The organism is Streptomyces sp. NPDC101118 (genome assembly GCF_044759445.1).
In the GTDB taxonomy this organism is placed as follows: domain Bacteria; phylum Actinomycetota; class Actinomycetes; order Streptomycetales; family Streptomycetaceae; genus Streptomyces.
This window is the reverse complement of the sequence record NZ_JBIVZG010000035.1, coordinates 1-15,405: the sequence shown is the minus strand read 5'-3', so window position 1 is coordinate 15,405 and position 15,405 is coordinate 1. Positions and strand designations below refer to the sequence as shown.

At 73.7% G+C, this 15,405-nt stretch carries 15 protein-coding genes; 12 read left to right on the top strand and 3 right to left on the bottom strand.

Annotated features, from left to right (window positions below):
- Positions 1–65 precede the first annotated feature (65 nt).
- Positions 66–1,232, bottom strand: a complete 1,167-nt coding sequence (rsgA, locus tag ACIQUQ_RS34070; protein ID WP_403983840.1) for a ribosome small subunit-dependent GTPase A — start codon at positions 1,230–1,232, stop codon at positions 66–68.
- 343 nt (positions 1,233–1,575) lie between these two features.
- On the opposite strand from rsgA, the gene ACIQUQ_RS34065 reads away from it, so the two are divergent.
- On the top strand, positions 1,576–1,965 hold the full coding sequence (locus ACIQUQ_RS34065; RefSeq protein WP_403983838.1) for a VOC family protein: 390 nt from the start codon (positions 1,576–1,578) through the stop codon (positions 1,963–1,965).
- Here the strand turns inward: ACIQUQ_RS34065 and ACIQUQ_RS34060 are convergent.
- Both ACIQUQ_RS34060 and ACIQUQ_RS34055 read right to left on the bottom strand, forming a co-directional pair.
- Positions 1,908–2,645: a helix-turn-helix domain-containing protein gene (locus tag ACIQUQ_RS34060; protein ID WP_403983835.1), complete on the bottom strand. Its 738-nt coding sequence runs from the start codon at positions 2,643–2,645 to the stop codon at positions 1,908–1,910. The two genes, ACIQUQ_RS34065 and ACIQUQ_RS34060, sit on opposite strands and share 58 nt — an antisense overlap.
- 139 nt (positions 2,646–2,784) lie before the next feature.
- Entirely contained in the window at positions 2,785–3,918 is a 1,134-nt protein-coding gene (locus ACIQUQ_RS34055; protein WP_403983833.1) for a YihY/virulence factor BrkB family protein, read from the bottom strand.
- 17 nt (positions 3,919–3,935) lie between these two features.
- On the opposite strand from ACIQUQ_RS34055, the gene ACIQUQ_RS34050 reads away from it, so the two are divergent.
- The 11 genes from ACIQUQ_RS34050 to ACIQUQ_RS34000 all read left to right on the top strand — a co-directional run.
- A complete protein-coding gene (locus ACIQUQ_RS34050; RefSeq protein ID WP_403983831.1) occupies positions 3,936–5,579 on the top strand; it encodes an acyl-CoA dehydrogenase family protein in 1,644 nt (547 codons plus the stop codon).
- A 359-nt stretch (positions 5,580–5,938) separates the two neighbouring features.
- Positions 5,939–7,231 carry a GAF domain-containing protein gene (locus ACIQUQ_RS34045; protein ID WP_403983829.1) on the top strand — a complete coding sequence of 431 codons (1,293 nt, stop codon included), beginning with the start codon at positions 5,939–5,941 and terminating at the stop codon, positions 7,229–7,231.
- Positions 7,232–7,244: 13 nt separating this feature from the next.
- The gene (locus ACIQUQ_RS34040) at positions 7,245–7,805 is read left to right on the top strand and encodes a GNAT family N-acetyltransferase (protein ID WP_403983827.1); all 561 of its coding nucleotides are present in this window, start codon (positions 7,245–7,247) and stop codon (positions 7,803–7,805) included.
- A 1,209-nt stretch (positions 7,806–9,014) separates the two neighbouring features.
- Entirely contained in the window at positions 9,015–9,098 is an 84-nt protein-coding gene (locus ACIQUQ_RS34035; protein ID WP_399942109.1) for a putative leader peptide, read from the top strand.
- Positions 9,099–9,301: 203 nt separating this feature from the next.
- On the top strand, positions 9,302–10,999 hold the full coding sequence (locus ACIQUQ_RS34030) for a nitrite/sulfite reductase (RefSeq protein ID WP_403983825.1): 1,698 nt from the start codon (positions 9,302–9,304) through the stop codon (positions 10,997–10,999).
- Positions 10,996–11,175: a hypothetical protein gene (locus tag ACIQUQ_RS34025; RefSeq protein ID WP_399940589.1), complete on the top strand. Its 180-nt coding sequence runs from the start codon at positions 10,996–10,998 to the stop codon at positions 11,173–11,175. The genes ACIQUQ_RS34030 and ACIQUQ_RS34025 overlap by 4 nt, the downstream gene beginning before the upstream one ends.
- Positions 11,172–11,885, top strand: coding sequence for a phosphoadenylyl-sulfate reductase (locus tag ACIQUQ_RS34020; RefSeq protein WP_403983823.1), 714 nt, complete (start codon positions 11,172–11,174; stop codon positions 11,883–11,885). Before ACIQUQ_RS34025 ends, ACIQUQ_RS34020 begins: the two co-directional genes overlap by 4 nt.
- Positions 11,886–11,926: 41 nt before the next feature.
- Positions 11,927–12,472, top strand: coding sequence for an adenylyl-sulfate kinase (gene cysC / locus ACIQUQ_RS34015; RefSeq protein ID WP_403983904.1), 546 nt, complete (start codon positions 11,927–11,929; stop codon positions 12,470–12,472).
- Between the two features lie 14 nt (positions 12,473–12,486).
- Positions 12,487–13,413 (top strand): sulfate adenylyltransferase subunit CysD, encoded by a 927-nt coding sequence (gene cysD, locus ACIQUQ_RS34010; RefSeq protein ID WP_403983902.1) that lies wholly within the window; start codon positions 12,487–12,489, stop codon positions 13,411–13,413.
- A gap of 2 nt (positions 13,414–13,415) precedes the next feature.
- Complete coding sequence (locus ACIQUQ_RS34005; protein ID WP_403983821.1) at positions 13,416–14,744, top strand: sulfate adenylyltransferase subunit 1; 1,329 nt, start codon at positions 13,416–13,418, stop codon at positions 14,742–14,744.
- A gap of 242 nt (positions 14,745–14,986) precedes the next feature.
- The coding region (locus tag ACIQUQ_RS34000; protein ID WP_403983819.1) for an ABC transporter substrate-binding protein at positions 14,987–15,405 on the top strand (419 nt) is incomplete at its 3' end.

Here is a 15,405-nt window from a genome sequence, read left to right as displayed (position 1 = left end):
GCCCCACGACCGCGAAAGGCGCCCGACACCCGCGCAGGCGGCCCGACACCCGCGAAGGCGGACCGTCAGCCGTGGCCGCCGCGCTTCGCCGCGTAATTGGCCCGCCCCTCGGCCGACTTCAGCCGCCAGTCACGGCGGATCTCCGCCCGCAGGCGGGCGTCGGTCTTGGCCACGATCCGCTGGTTCTCGCGGAGCAGCTTGCGGTAGCTGTCCAGCCGCCGCTCGGGCAGCGCGCCGGACTCCAGCGCCGCCCGCACGGCACAGCCGGGCTCGCTCTCGTGGGCGCAGTCGTGGAAGCGGCAGTCCTCGGCCAGCTCCTCGATCTCGGCGAAGACCTGGCCGACGCCGGTCTCCGCGTCCCACAGGCCCACCCCGCGCAGGCCGGGGGTGTCGATGAGGACGCCCCCGCCCGGCATGCGGAGGAGGTTGCGGGTCGTGGTGGTGTGCCGGCCCTTGCCGTCCACCTCGCGGGTGGCCTGGACGTCCATGACCTGCTCGCCCAGCAGGGCGTTGGCCAGGGTCGACTTGCCGGCGCCGGAGATGCCCAGCAGCACGCTGGTGCCGGAGCCGAGGACCGCACCGAGCACGTCCATGCCCTCGCCGGTCAGGGAGCTGACCGTGAGCACCTGGACGCCGGGGGCGGCCGTCTCCACGTCCTGGACCAGGTACGAGAGGGCGGCCGGGTCCGGTACGAGGTCCGCCTTGGTCAGCACGACGAGCGGCTGCGCGCCGGACTCCCAGGCCAGGGCGAGGAAGCGCTCGATGCGGCCGAGGTCCAGCTCCACGGCGAGCGAGACCGCGATGACCGCGTGGTCGACGTTGGCGGCGAGGATCTGCCCCTCGGAGCGCTGGGAGGAGGTGGACCGCACGAACGCGGTCCGGCGCGGCAGGTACGCCTTGACGTACCGCGGGTTGCCCCCGGGTTCGACCGCCGCCCAGTCGCCGGTGCAGATGACCCGGAGCGGGTCGTGCGGGGTGACGAAGGCGGTGTCCGCGCGGACCGGGCCCTCGGCGGTGACGAGGTCGCACTGGCCGCGGTCGACCCGTACCACCCGGCCGGCGAGCAGGCCCTCGGCGGCGTACGGCGCGAACTCGGCCTCCCAGCCGGCGTCCCAGCCGTACGGGGCGAGCGCGGCGGAGGCGTCGGAAGCCGAAGCGGCAGAAGCAGAAGCAGAAGGAGCAGGAGAAGAGGAAGAAGAAGCGAAAGATGCCTGAGAGGCGGAGAGAGACAAGGGGGACCCTTCACGGTGGGCGGTCCCGGCGGCACACGCGCACGACGGCGCGGCGCGGAGGAAGAAGAGGTCAGCCGGAGACCACGGAAGTGGGAACGACGAGCTTCGGGATGCGGGCAGCGCCCAGCGCGACGGCAGTCATCGAAAGTCCACCTCCTGGTCGGATCCACGTGTCGGTACGTCCTGTTGGCACCCAAGCGGCGTCCCGCCCCTCAGGTACTCCGGAACCATAACCCTCCCCCGTGCACGCCCGTCAATTCTTTTTCCGCCGGCCGGTCCGGGCGCCGCGCCGCGCGTCCGATTCCTTCAAGACCCGGCCGCCCGGCGGGGCCAGCATGGGCCCATGACTCCACGACTCGACATGATCGGCCTGGTCGTCTCCGACATGGCCGCCTCGCTCTCCTTCTACCGGAGGCTCGGCTTCACGCTGCCCCCGGACGCCGACGCGCAGCCGCACGTCGAGGCGGAACTGCCGGGCGGGCTGCGGATCGCCTGGGACACGGAGGACACGGTCCGTTCCTTCGACCCGTCCTGGACCCGGCCGACGGGCGGCGACCGGCGCGAGCTGGCCTTCCGCTGCGACTCCCCCGCCGAGGTCGACGCCCTGTACGCGGAACTGACGGACGCGGGCCACCCGGGACACCTCAAGCCCTGGGACGCGTTCTGGGGGCAGCGCTACGCCGTGGTGCTGGACCCGGACGGCTGCGGTGTCTCCCTGTTCGCCGCGCTGTAGGCGCCGAGGGTGGTCCCGGCCAGCTCCCTGACCTCCCTGGCCAGGTGCGCCTGGTCCGCGCAGCCGACGGCGTACGCGATCTCCGCGGCCGGCATGCCCGTGCGGGCCAGGGCCAGCGCGCGGCGCAGCCGGAGCACCCGGGCCAGCGTCTTGGGCCCGTAGCCGAAGGCCTCGCGGGAGCGGCGGTGCAGCTGCCGGGCGCCCAGCCCGACGGCCTCGGCCGTACGGGCCACCGAGTGCCCGGCGCGCAGGTGCGCCACGATCCCGGCGGCCAGGGGGTCGGGCGGCGGTGCGGCGGCGGCCAGCCGGGCGGCGAGGTCCTCCAGGGCGCGGGCGGCACCCGGCCCGGTGCGCTCCCCGTCCGGCAGCCGGACGCCGGGCAGCCGGACGCCGGGCAGCAGCTCGGCGAGCGGTACGCGCAGGTCGACCAGAGCGTGGGCCGGTACGCCGAGCAGGGCGGGGGCGGTGCCGGGCGGCAGCCGCACACCGGCGAAGCGGGCGGCGGTCACGTCCCCGGTGCTGTGCGGGCGGGTGTCCGTACCGGCGACCCAGAGGCGCCCGTCGGCCCACAGCAGGTCCATGCAGCCGTCCGGCAGTACGGGCGCGGCGGGCCCGTCCCCCGGCTCGGCCCGCCACACGACGGCTCCCGGCAGCACGCGGGAGGCGCGTTCCTGGTACACACCCCCACGCTAACGCGGCGCCCCCGGCCCCCGGCCCCAGCGCCGGCCCCCGGCCCCAGCGCCGGCCCCAGCCCCAGCCCCAGCCCCAGCCCCAGCCCCAGCCCCAGCCCCAGCCCCAGCCATGGTCCGCCGGAAGGCCCTAGGGGTGCCGGTGGCTCTCCTTGCGCAGGCGGGCCTGGACGTCGTCCGGCGGCAGGAACTTCGACCAGCGCTCCGGGAACTCGGAGGGCATGTCGCCGCCGTCCTCGTCGTCCTCGGACTCCCCCTCGGCCAGCGCCCGCCACGCCGCGGCGCGGGCCACCAGCTGGTGGGCCTCCGCCTCCTTGGCCCGCTCGTTGGCCTCCCGGGCGGCGGCGGTGGCGACGGAGGGCCAGACGCGGTCGATGGCGGCGTTCACGGCCGCGCCCACGAGCACGGCGAAGGCCGAGATGCCGATCCACAGCAGCACCGCCACCGGGGCCGCGAGGGAGCCGTAGATGGTGGGGCCCTCGACGGTGCTGGTCAGGTAGATCCGCAGCAGGAAGCTGCCCAGCACCCACATGGCCAGCGCCACCAGGGCCCCCGGCACGTCCTCGATCCAGGGCGAGCGGACCGGCACGGACACGTGGTACAGCGTGGTCAGGAAGGCGATGGACAGCAGGGTGACCGTGGGCCAGTACAGGACGCTGATCAGCTCGGTGCCCCACGGGAAGACCGCGACCACCGCGTCGGGGCCGACCACCATCAGCGGCAGCACCACCGCGCCGATGAGCAGGGCGATCACGTACAGCAGGAAGGCCAGCAGGCGGGTCTTGACGATGCCCCGGCGGCCGTCGAGGCCGTACATGACGGTGATCGTGTCGATGAAGACGTTCACCGCGCGGGAGCCTGACCACAGGGCGAAGGCGAAGCCGAGGGAGATGATGTCGGGCCGGCCGCGGCTGGTGACGTCGTCCAGGAGCGGCTTGGCCACGTCGTTGACGCCCCGGTCGGACAGGACCGTGCCGACGGCCCCCAGGAGGTTCTCCTCGATGCTGGCGACGGTGTGGGTGTTGGTCCAGCCGTCGACGTAGCCGAGCAGGCCGAGCAGGCCGAGGAAGAGCGGCGGCAGGGAGAGCAGGGTGAAGAAGGCCGCTTCGGCGGCCAGGCCCAGGATCCGGTACTCGATGCACGAGTTGACGGTGTCCTTGAGGAGCAGCCAGGCCATCTTGCGCTTGGAGACGTTGCGGTACAGGACCCGGGCCCTGTGGAGCCGCCCCGGAGGGGGCTCGGGTGTTTCATTTGCTGGCTGCACGTCCTTACCGTATCGGCATGGCAGCCACCACCCACACCGTCACCAATCAGGCCCCGCCGCTGGCCGGGTACGACGTCTACGCCACGGACCCGGCCCTGGTGGAGGGGGTGGCCCGGCACCTGGAGCCGGAACCGCTCGCCGAGGCGGAGGCCGAGCTGGGCGCGCTCGGGCGCGCCGCGGGCTCGTCCCAGGTCCAGGAGTGGGCGGCGCAGGCGAACGAGAACCCGCCGCGGCTGCGCAGCCACGACCGGTACGGGCACCGGATCGACGAGGTGGAGTTCCACCCGGCCTGGCACCGCCTGCTGGGCAAGGCCGTGGCCGCGGGGCTGACGGACGCGTGGGGCCGGCCGGGCGGGCACGTGCGGCGGACGGCCGGCTTCTACGTGTGGTCGCAGGCCGAGGCGGGGACCGGCTGCCCGGTGTCCATGACCCACGCGGCGGTGCCGGCGCTGCGCACCGACCCGGAACTGGCGGCCGCGTGGGAGCCGCTGCTGACCTCGCACCTGTACGAGCGCGAGCTGCGGCCGGCGGCCCTGAAGGCCGGGGTGCTGTTCGGCATGGGGATGACGGAGAAGCAGGGCGGCAGCGACGTACGGGCCAACACGACGCAGGCGCGGCCGCTGGACGCGGCGGGCGAGTACCTGCTGACCGGTCACAAGTGGTTCTGCTCCGCGCCGATGAGCGACGGGTTCCTGGTGCTGGCGCAGGCTCCGGAGGGGCTGAGCTGCTTCCTGGTGCCGCGGGTGCTGCCGGACGGCACGCGGAACGCCTTCGCGATCCAGCGGCTCAAGGAGAAGCTGGGCAACCGGTCCAACGCCTCCGCCGAGGTGGAGTTCGACGGGACGTGGGCGCGCCGGGTGGGCGAGGAGGGGCGGGGGGTGCGGACCATCATCGGGATGGTCTCGGCGACCCGGCTGGACTGCGTGACGGGGGCGGCGGCGGTGATGCGGCAGGCGCTCACGCAGGCCGTGCACCACACGGCGTACCGGAGCGCGTTCGGCGGGAAGCTGATCGACAAGCCGCTGATGCGGAACGTCCTGGCGGACCTGGCGGTGGAGTCGGAGGCGGCGCTGACGCTGGCGCTGCGGCTGGCGGCGGCGTACGACGCGGACACCGAGGCGGAGCGGGCGTTCCTGCGGCTCGCGGTGCCGGTGGCCAAGTTCTGGGTGACGAAGCGGTGCACGCCGGTGGTGGCGGAGGCGCTGGAGTGCCTGGGCGGCAACGGGTACGTGGAGGAGTCGGGGCTGCCGCGGCTGCTGCGGGAGTCGCCGCTGAACTCGATCTGGGAGGGCGCGGGCAACGTCCAGGCGCTGGACGTGCTGCGGGCGTTGCAGCGGGAGCCGATGGCGCTGAACGCCTTCCTGCGGGAGGTGGGGCTGGCGCGGGGCGCGGACCACCGGCTGGACGCGGCGGTCAAGGGGATGCTGACGGAGCTGGCCGACCTGGAGGGCATCGAGGCGCGGGCGCGGCGGCTGGCGGAGCGGATGGCGCTGGTGCTGCAGGGGTCGCTGCTGGTGCGGTTCGCCCCGCCGGAGGTGGCGGACGTGTTCTGCGCCTCGCGGCTGGGCGGGGACTGGGGGTCGAGCTTCGGCACGCTGCCGCCCACGCTGGACCTGGGCGCGCTGGTGGAGCGGGCGCGGCTGACGGCCGGGGCGGAGTGACGGTGCGTACCTGACCGGGGGGCCGGAGCGGCGGCCGCGTGGCCGGGAGAGGGGTGTCCGCCGGGCGGCGGAGAGGGGCTGGCGGCGGAGAGAGGGTGGCGGCGGCCCGTACGGCCGCGGACCGGGGTGGCACCGCGCCGACTCGGCACCACCCCCGCCACGTTCGCCCCGAGGAGGAGCTGCGACGCCGCAGAGCGGCGTCGCGGTTAGTTTCGGTCGGCCGACCGGGACTTGGCGAGAGTTGCATACCGTTGCAACGCTTTGGTGCGGAACCGTCCGCGAGGGGCCCCGGGGAGGGGCGCTCCCGGGGTGACCGGTCCGGTTCCGGGGCACGTCCGGTTCAGTACGGGGAGGATCCGGTGACCAACACCGCTGTCGACTTGGCCCGCCTGTCGGCCATGGACGCGGGGCAGGCCGCGCGCCTGCTCAAGGGCGTACGGGCGGCCGCCCTGGCCGGCAGGAGACCGCCGGCCGCGCCGCGTCCCGAGATCGCCGAGTCCTGGCGGCGGATGATGGCGGGCGGCGTGCACCCGGACCGGGACGCCCGCTCCCGGATGCTGTCGGTGGCCGAGACGGAGGAGCGGCGGCAGCTGTCGCCGCTGCGGCAGGTGCTGCCGGTGTTGCGGGAGGGGCTGCTGCCCACGCTCGACGAGGCGCTGCACATCATGGTGGTCGCCGACGCCGAGGGGCGGCTGCTGTGGCGGGAGGGGCACGCCTCGATCCTGCGGAAGGCGGACCGGCTCGGCTTCGAGGTGGGCGCGGACTGGGACGAGGGCGTGGTCGGGACGAACGGCGTGGGGACCGCGCTGGTGGCCCGGCGGCCGGTGCAGGTCTTCTCGGCCGAGCACTTCGTCAGCAGCCACCACGACTGGACCTGCGCCGGGGCGCCGATCCACGACCCGCGGGACGGCTCCCTGCTGGGCGTGATCGACGTGAGCGGTCCGCTCGCGACCATGCACCCGGCGACGCTGGCCTGGGTGTCCTCGGTGGCCCGGCTGGCGGAGAGCGAGCTGCGGCTGCGGCACCTGGGGTCCCTGGAGGGGCTGCGGGCGGTGGCCGCGCCGCTGCTGGCGCGGCTGCCGGGGCGGGCCCTGGCGGTGGACGGGCAGGGCTGGACGGCGGCGGTGACCGGGATGGCGCCGCCGGAGCGGGTGCCGCTGCCGAAGTCCTTCGGGCCGGGGCGGGTCTGGCTGCCGGCGCTGGGCGACTGCGCGGTGGAGCCGCTGCCGGGCGGCTGGCTGATACGGGTGGAGGAGGCCCGTACCGGCGGGGAGGTCTCCCGGGTGGTGCTGGACCTGAGCCGGCCGCGGCGCTGGTCGGCCACGGTGGGCGGGAGCGCCGGGGAGTGGACGCTGGAGCTGAGCCCGCGCCACGCGGAGATGCTGTTCCTGCTCGCCGCGGGCCCGCGGGGGTGGACGGCGGCCGAGCTGGCGGAGGAGATCTTCGGGGACGCCTCGCGGACGGTGACGGTGCGGGCCGAGATGTCCCGGGTCAGGAGGCACCTGGCGGGGGTGCTGGCGCACCGGCCCTACCGGTTCCAGGAGACGGTGGGCGTCGAGGTCGTCATGCCGGAGGACCCCTTCGACCTGCTGCCGCACTCGGCCGCGCCCGCTGTGATCAGGACCCGCTTGGGGCGCGAGGGGCACCCGTGATTCCCTGGCAGGCATGAGCATCACTCTCACCACCTGGTCGCTCGAGCAGACCTCGCCGGACGACCTGCGGCCCGCGGTCGTGCCCGGCGACGAGATCCGCGTCGAGCGGGCCGAGGTCCCCTCGCCCGAGTTCAGCCGCTTCCTGTACGCCTCGGTCGGCCAGGACATCCACTGGACGGACCGGCTCTCGCTCACCTACGAGGAGTGGGTGAAGGTCCTGGAGCGGCCCGGCGTGGAGACGTGGGTGGCGTACGACCGCGGGACCCCGGCGGGGTACATCGAGCTGGACCCGCAGCCGGACGGTGTGGTGGAGATCATGTACTTCGGCCTGCTGCCGGCATTCCGGGGCCGCCGCATCGGCGGGCACCTGCTGACCGTCGGCGCCGCCCGCGCCTGGGACCTGGCGGACCGCTGGCCGGACCGCGAGCCGACCCGGCGGGTCTGGGTGCACACGTGCAGCCAGGACGGCCCGACGGCGATGGACAACTACCAGCGCCGGGGCTTCCGGCTCTTCCGGACCGAGACCGAGGAGAAGGCGGAGGGCCCGACGCCCGGCCCCTGGCCCGGCGCGTAGTGCCGTCCGGCGGTTCGTCCGGGACGACGGGGCCGCGCCGGCCTGCACCCGCGCCGACGGCCCGCATCGCGACAGACCCCTGCCGGGGATCGGACGCCGGCCCCTCGCCCGGCGCGCAGTCCCGTCCGACGGTTCGTCCGGGCGGCGGCCCCGGCAGCTTGCACCCGCGCCGACGGCCCCGCAGCGCGACAGACCCCTGCGGGGCCGCCCGGCCGCCCCTGCCGGGGGGCGGACACCGGCCCCTCGCCCCGCGCGCAGTACCGTCTGCGGTTCGTCCGGGCGGCGGCCCCGGCAGCCTGCACCCGCGCCGGCGGCCCGCAGCGCGACAGACCCCTGCCCTGTGCCCCGGGTCGCCCGGCCGTCCCGCGGCCGAGACGGGCGGCGGGGCGGCGGGCCCGACGCCGGCCCCTCGCCCGGCGCGCAGTGCCGTCCGGCCGTTCGTTCGGGGCGGCGGCGCCGGCAGCTTGCACCCGCGCCGGCGGCGCGCCCTGGAGGTCGCCCCGCCGAGGTCGCCCGTCCGTCCTCGCCGGCCCGTGCCGAGACGGGCGGCGGGGCGTGGGGCGGACATCGGCCCCTCGCCCGGTGGTCGCGCCCGGGGCCTCCCGGCGATGCGGGGCGGCGGATCCCCGGCGACTCGGCCGCGACGCCTGCCGTGGCCTCCCCGGCACCGGGCGCCGGCGCAAGCGCACCCGGCGGTCACCCCGCCGGGGTGACCGGCCGTCCCCAGCACCCTGCGGCCGAGACGGGCGGCAGGGCTCAGGGCCCGACGTCTGCCCCACGTCCCGCCGCCGCGACACCGACACCGGCCTCCGGCCGACCGCCGCCGGCCCGAGCGCACCCAGCGGTCGCCCCGCCGTCCGGCCGCCGAGACGGGCGCCGGGGGCAGGGGCCGATGCCTGATTCCGGCATGCCCGGCCGCCCGGCGGCTCCGCCGCTGCGCCGGCGCCGGGCCGAGTTGCGCCCGGCGGTCGGCTCGGCCGCCCGGAGGGGTACGCTCGGCCCCCCAGAGGGCCCCCGGCGGTCCGGCCCCCGGGGCCGCGCCCACGGAGTCCGCGGGACGCCACCCCGGCCGGATTGTGCGCCCGGGGCCGCCTCCCCCAGGCGTCCCGGCACGTGACCCAAGCCACAGCGTCCCGCATTTCGAGACTCTCGCGTCCAAATCGCGGACACTAGTGGACTCCTCCAAGCGCCGCATGCCACGCTTCCGCCATGACTGGAGCTGGAATTGCCTTGGTGAGTCGGCGGCACGTCGACCTCGGCCGCGTGTCCAGCGCCATCTGTCCGGCGCGCTGACGGAACCAGCCACGCCGTAATTTCGCCGTCCCCGTCGTCGCGGACGCGTCGATCCCCCTGAGGCCGGAACAGGCCCCCGCACACCCGCAGCGGGGCCCGTTTTGCCGCACCCGGAACCATTTGTCCCGGGTCACCGCAGTAACGGGGTCATTCCGCCGCCACCTGTCCCCTTGCCTTGAGCCGCCACAGAAGGACGTACCGCCATGGCCGCCACCCCCGAAAAGCCCGCCGCCGCCGTCGCGCGCCGCAAGACCGGCCGCCACCGCGGAGAAGGCCAGTGGGCCGTAGGCCACTTCACGCCCCTCAACGGCAACGAGCAGTTCAAGAAGGACGACGACGGTCTCAACGTGCGGACACGCATTGAGACGATCTACTCCAAGGCCGGGTTCGACTCGATCGACCCCAACGACCTGCGCGGACGCATGCGCTGGTGGGGCCTCTACACCCAGCGCAAGCCCGGGATCGACGGCGGCAAGACCGCGATCCTGGAGCCGGAGGAGCTGGACGACGAGTTCTTCATGCTGCGCGTCCGCATCGACGGCGGCCGCCTCACCACGCAGCAGCTGCGCGTGATCGGCGAGATCTCCGAGGAGTTCGCCCGCGGCACCGCGGACATCACCGACCGCCAGAACGTGCAGTACCACTGGATCCGCATCGAGGACGTCCCGGAGATCTGGAACCGCCTGGAGGCGGTCGGTCTCTCGACGACCGAGGCCTGCGGCGACACCCCCCGCGTCATCCTCGGCTCCCCGGTCGCCGGCATCGCCGAGGACGAGATCATCGACGGCACCCCCGCCATCGACGAGATCTACCGCCGCATCGTGGGCAACAAGGACTTCTCCAACCTGCCCCGCAAGTTCAAGTCCGCGGTCTCCGGCTCGCCGCTGCTCGACGTGGCGCACGAGATCAACGACATCGCCTTCGTCGGCGTGAACCACCCCGAGCACGGTCCCGGCTTCGACGTCTGGGTCGGCGGCGGCCTGTCCACCAACCCCAAGCTCGGCGTCCGTCTCGGCACCTGGGTCTCGCTCGACGAGGTCCCGGACGTCTACACCGGCGTCATCTCGATCTTCCGCGACTACGGCTACCGCCGCCTGCGCACCCGGGCCCGCCTGAAGTTCCTGGTCGCCGACTGGGGCGCGGAGAAGTTCCGCCAGGTCCTGGAGGACGAGTACCTCAAGCGCAAGCTCACCGACGGCCCCGCCCCGGACCAGCCGGTCCAGCAGTGGCGCGACCACGTCGGTGTGCACCGCCAGAAGGACGGCAACTTCTACGTCGGCTTCGCCCCCCGCGTCGGCCGCGTGGACGGCGCCACCCTGACGAAGATCGCCGACATCGCCGAGCGGCACGGCTCCGGCCGGGTGCGCACCACCGCCGAGCAGAAGATGATCGTGCTCGACGTGGCCGAGGAGCAGGTCGAGCCGCTGGTCTCCGCCCTGGAGGCGCTGGACCTGCGGGTCAAGCCGTCCCCGTTCCGGCGCGGCACCATGGCGTGCACCGGCATCGAGTTCTGCAAGCTGGCGATCGTCGACACCAAGGGCCGCGGCCAGACCCTCATCGAGGAGCTGGAGCGCCGCCTGCCGGAGTTCGACCAGCCGATCACGATCAACATCAACGGCTGCCCCAACGCCTGCGCCCGTATCCAGGTTGCGGACATCGGTCTCAAGGGCCAGCTGGTCCTGGACGACGACGGCAACCAGGTCGAGGGCTTCCAGGTGCACCTGGGCGGCGCGCTGGGCCTGGAGGCCGGCTTCGGCCGCAAGGTCCGCGGCCTGAAGGTCACCTCGGCCGAGCTGCCCGACTACGTCGAGCGGGTCGTCCGGCGCTTCGAGGAGGAGCGCGAGGACGGCGAGCGGTTCGCCGCCTGGGTGGCGCGCGCGGACGAGAAGAGCCTGTCGTGAGCGAGCGCGCCGCACCGTTCTACTGCCCGTACTGCGGCGACGAGGACCTGTTCCCGAACGAACAGGGCCACGGCGCCTGGGAATGCCGGTCCTGCAACCGCGCCTTCCAACTGAAGTACCTCGGGCTGCTGGCCCGCGGCTTCCAGTCGAACGGCAACGGAGGGGACGGGATATGACCACCGCTCAAGACGCGGATCTCAAGACGGCGGAACTCAGGGCGCTGGCCGAGCAGGCGGGCCGCGACCTGGAGGACGCCTCCCCGCTGGAGATCCTCACCTGGGCCGCCGAGACCTTCGGCGCGCGCTTCTGCGTCACCTCCTCGATGGAGGACGCGGTCGTCGCGCACCTGGCCTCGCGTGCGTTCCCGGGTGTGGACGTGGTCTTCCTCGACACCGGCTACCACTTCGAGGAGACCATCGGCACCCGTGACGCGGTCGACGCGGTGATGGACGTCAACGTCATCACCCTCACCCCGCGCCGGACGGTCGCCGAGCAGGACGCCGAGTACGGCCCGAAGCTGCACGACCGCGACCCGGACCTGTGCTGCGCCCTCCGCAAGGTCAAGCCCCTCGAAGAGGGCCTCACCGGCTACGACGCGTGGGCGACCGGCCTGCGCCGCGACGAGTCCCCGACCCGGGCGAACACCCCGGTGGTCGGCTGGGACGAGAAGCGGCGCAAGGTCAAGGTCTCGCCGATCGCCAAGTGGACGCAGGAGGACGTGGACGCCTACGTCCTCGAGCACGGCGTGCTGACCAACCCGCTCCTCATGGACGGCTACGCCTCGGTCGGCTGCGCCCCCTGCACCCGCCGCGTGGCGGACGGCGAGGACGCGCGGGCCGGCCGCTGGGCGGGCCGGGCCAAGACCGAGTGCGGACTGCACGGCTGATGACGGAACGTACCGAAGTGACGGAAGCTACGGAGAAGCAGATGAGCGTGACCGGCCAGGGAGCCACCGTGTGGCTGACCGGTCTGCCGAGCGCGGGCAAGACCACCATCGCGTACGCGCTGGCCGAGCGGCTGCGCGGCGAGGGCCACCGCGTGGAGGTCCTGGACGGCGACGAGATCCGCGAGTTCCTGTCGGCGGGCCTGGGCTTCACCCGTGAGGACCGGCACACCAACGTGCAGCGGATCGGCTTCGTCGCCGAACTGCTCGCGAGCAACGGCGTCAAGGCGCTCGTGCCGGTCATCGCGCCGTACGCGGACAGCCGCGAGGCCGTCGCCAAGCGGCACGCCGACGCCGGCACCGCGTACCTGGAGGTCCACGTGGCCACCCCGGTCGAGGTCTGCTCCGAGCGCGACGTGAAGGGCCTGTACGCCAAGCAGGCGGCGGGCGAGATCTCCGGTCTCACCGGCGTCGACGACCCGTACGAGGCTCCGGCCGCGCCGGACCTGCGCATCGAGTCGCACACCCAGACCGTCCAGGAGTCCGCGGCGTCGCTGTTCGCGCTGCTCAACGAGAGGGGACTGGCGTGACCACCGCCGCGCACCTGCACAACCCGGCCGCCGACGCCGACGCGCCGTACGCCCTGTCGCACCTCGACGCCCTCGAGTCCGAGGCGGTGCACATCTTCCGCGAGGTGGCGGGCGAGTTCGAGAAGCCGGTGATCCTGTTCTCCGGCGGCAAGGACTCCATCGTCATGCTGCACCTGGCGCTCAAGGCCTTCGCCCCCGCGCCGGTCCCGTTCACGCTGCTGCACGTCGACACGGGGCACAACTTCCCCGAGGTCATCGAGTACCGCGACCGCACGGTCGAGCGGTACGGCCTGCGTCTGCACGTGGCCTCGGTCCAGGACTACATCGACGCGGGCAAGCTGAAGGAGCGTCCGGACGGGACGCGCAACCCGCTGCAGACCGTCCCGCTGACCGAGGCGATCCAGCAGCACCGGTTCGACGCCGTGTTCGGCGGCGGCCGCCGCGACGAGGAGAAGGCCCGCGCCAAGGAGCGGGTGTTCTCGCTGCGCGACGAGTTCTCCCAGTGGGACCCGCGCCGCCAGCGCCCCGAGCTGTGGCAGCTCTACAACGGCCGCCACGCCGCCGGCGAGCACGTCCGCGTCTTCCCGCTCTCCAACTGGACCGAGCTGGACGTGTGGCAGTACATCGACCGCGAGGGCATCGAGCTGCCGGAGATCTACTTCGCCCACGAGCGTGAGGTCTTCCAGCGCAACGGCATGTGGCTGACCGCGGGCGAGTGGGGCGGCCCGAAGGAGTCCGAGCAGGTCGTCACCCGGCAGATCCGCTACCGGACCGTCGGCGACATGTCCTGCACCGGCGCCGTCGACTCCGACGCCACCACGCTCGACGCGGTGATCGCCGAGATCGCCGTCTCCCGCCTCACCGAGCGGGGCGCGACCCGCGCCGACGACAAGCTGTCCGAGGCCGCGATGGAAGACCGCAAGCGCGAAGGGTACTTCTAGCCATGACCAGCACCACCGAGCAGCTCAGCGCCACCACGCTGCTGCGCTTCGCCACCGCGGGCTCCGTCGACGACGGCAAGTCCACCCTCGTCGGCCGGCTGCTGCACGACTCCAAGTCGGTCCTGGAGGACCAGCTGGAGGCCGTGGAGCGGGTGTCCCAGGACCGCGGGCAGGACGCCCCGGACCTGGCGCTGCTGACCGACGGCCTGCGGGCCGAGCGGGAGCAGGGCATCACGATCGACGTCGCCTACCGCTACTTCGCCACCGCCCGCCGCCGGTTCATCCTGGCCGACACCCCCGGGCACGTGCAGTACACCCGGAACATGGTCACCGGCGCGTCGACGGCCGAGCTGGCCGTCGTCCTGGTCGACGCCCGCAACGGCGTGGTCGAGCAGACCCGCCGCCACGCGGCCGTGGCCGCCCTGCTGCGCGTCCCGCACGTGGTGCTGGCCGTCAACAAGATGGACCTGGTCGGCTACGACGAGGCGGTCTTCGCGAAGATCGCCGAGGAGTTCACCTCGTACGCCTCCGCCCTCGGCGTCCCGGAGATCACCGCGATCCCGATCTCGGCGCTGGCCGGCGACAACGTGGTGGACCCGTCCGCCAACATGGACTGGTACGGCGGCCCGACGGTGCTGGAGCACCTGGAGACCGTCCCGGTCAGCCACGACCTCACCGCCTGCCCGGCGCGTTTCCCGGTGCAGTACGTGATCCGCCCGCAGACCGCCGAGCACCCGGACTACCGGGGCTACGCCGGCCAGATCGCCTCCGGCGTGCTGCGCGTCGGCGAGGCCGTCACCGTGCTGCCCTCGGGGAAGACCAGCGTCATCGAGGGGATCGACGCGCTCGGCGAGAGCGTGGACATCGCCTGGGCCCCGCAGTCCGTGACGCTGCGGCTGAAGGACGACATCGACATCTCGCGCGGCGACCTGATCGCGCCGTCCGCGAGCACCCCGGCCACCACGCAGGACGTCGTCGCGACGGTCTGCCACGTGGCCGACCAGCCGCTGACCGTGGGCGCCCGGGTGCTGATCAAGCACACGACGCGCACGGTGAAGGCGATCGTCAAGGAGATTCCCTCGCGGCTGACGCTGGACGACCTGTCCCAGCACCCGAACCCCGGGCAGCTCGTGGCCAACGACATCGGCCGGGTCGTCGTACGCACCGCCGAGCCGCTCGCGCTCGACGCGTACGCCGACTCGCGCCGCACCGGGTCCTTCCTGCTGATCGACCCGGCCGACGGCACCACCCTCGCCGCGGGCATGGCGGGCGAGTCCTTCGCCTCCCAGGCCGAGGAAGCCGCGCCGGACGACGACGGCTGGGACTTCTGACCATGACCGCCGACATCTACTCGACCTTCGCGAAGGAGGGCGGCCGCGTAGGCAGCGGCTCCCTCGGCAGCGGCCAGGGAGGGGTGGCGCGATGTGCGCGATGACGTACGCGCACTGCCTGCGCGCCCGCACCCCCCACGAGCCGTACCTGCACCGTCGAAGACCGAACGCCTTCCCGGCCGCGTACCCGGACCACTGATCCGGAGCACGTGAGCACCGGGCCTCCGAGAGGAAACCCTCCCGTGCCTGCCACCCACCGCCCCGCCCTCCGCCGTTCCGTGCTCGCCGCGGCCGCCCTGCCGCTGCTGTTCGGCTCCCTCGCCGCCTGCGGCTACGGCTCCGGCGCCAAGGACGAGAAGAAGGACGAGAAGTCCAACGTCGCGGCCACCGGCAAGAAGCTCTCCGCGGACACCGTCCGCATCGGCTACTTCCCGAACCTCACCCACGCGACCGCGCTGGTGGGCATCCAGGAAGGCCTGATCGCCAAGGAGCTGGGCGGGACGAAGATCGCCCCCCAGACGTTCAACGCCGGCCCCTCCGAGATCGAGGCGCTCAACGGCGGTTCGCTGGACATCGGCTTCATCGGCCCCTCGCCCTCGATCAACGCCTACGTCAAGTCCAAGGGCAAGAACCTCCGGATCATCTCCGGCTCCGCGTCCGG

Bases quoted from the DNA above. Each gene is read 5' to 3' on its own strand.
- ACIQUQ_RS34065 (WP_403983838.1), top strand. From the start codon at position 1,576: ATGACTCCACGACTCGACATGATCGGCCTGGTCGTCTCCGACATGGCC.
- ACIQUQ_RS34050 (WP_403983831.1), top strand. From the start codon at position 3,936: ATGGCAGCCACCACCCACACCGTCACCAATCAGGCCCCGCCGCTGGCC.
- ACIQUQ_RS34040 (WP_403983827.1), top strand. From the start codon at position 7,245: ATGAGCATCACTCTCACCACCTGGTCGCTCGAGCAGACCTCGCCGGAC.
- ACIQUQ_RS34035 (WP_399942109.1), top strand. From the start codon at position 9,015: ATGACTGGAGCTGGAATTGCCTTGGTGAGTCGGCGGCACGTCGACCTC.
- ACIQUQ_RS34030 (WP_403983825.1), top strand. From the start codon at position 9,302: ATGGCCGCCACCCCCGAAAAGCCCGCCGCCGCCGTCGCGCGCCGCAAG.
- ACIQUQ_RS34020 (WP_403983823.1), top strand. From the start codon at position 11,172: ATGACCACCGCTCAAGACGCGGATCTCAAGACGGCGGAACTCAGGGCG.
- cysC (WP_403983904.1), top strand. From the start codon at position 11,927: ATGAGCGTGACCGGCCAGGGAGCCACCGTGTGGCTGACCGGTCTGCCG.
- ACIQUQ_RS34005 (WP_403983821.1), top strand. From the start codon at position 13,416: ATGACCAGCACCACCGAGCAGCTCAGCGCCACCACGCTGCTGCGCTTC.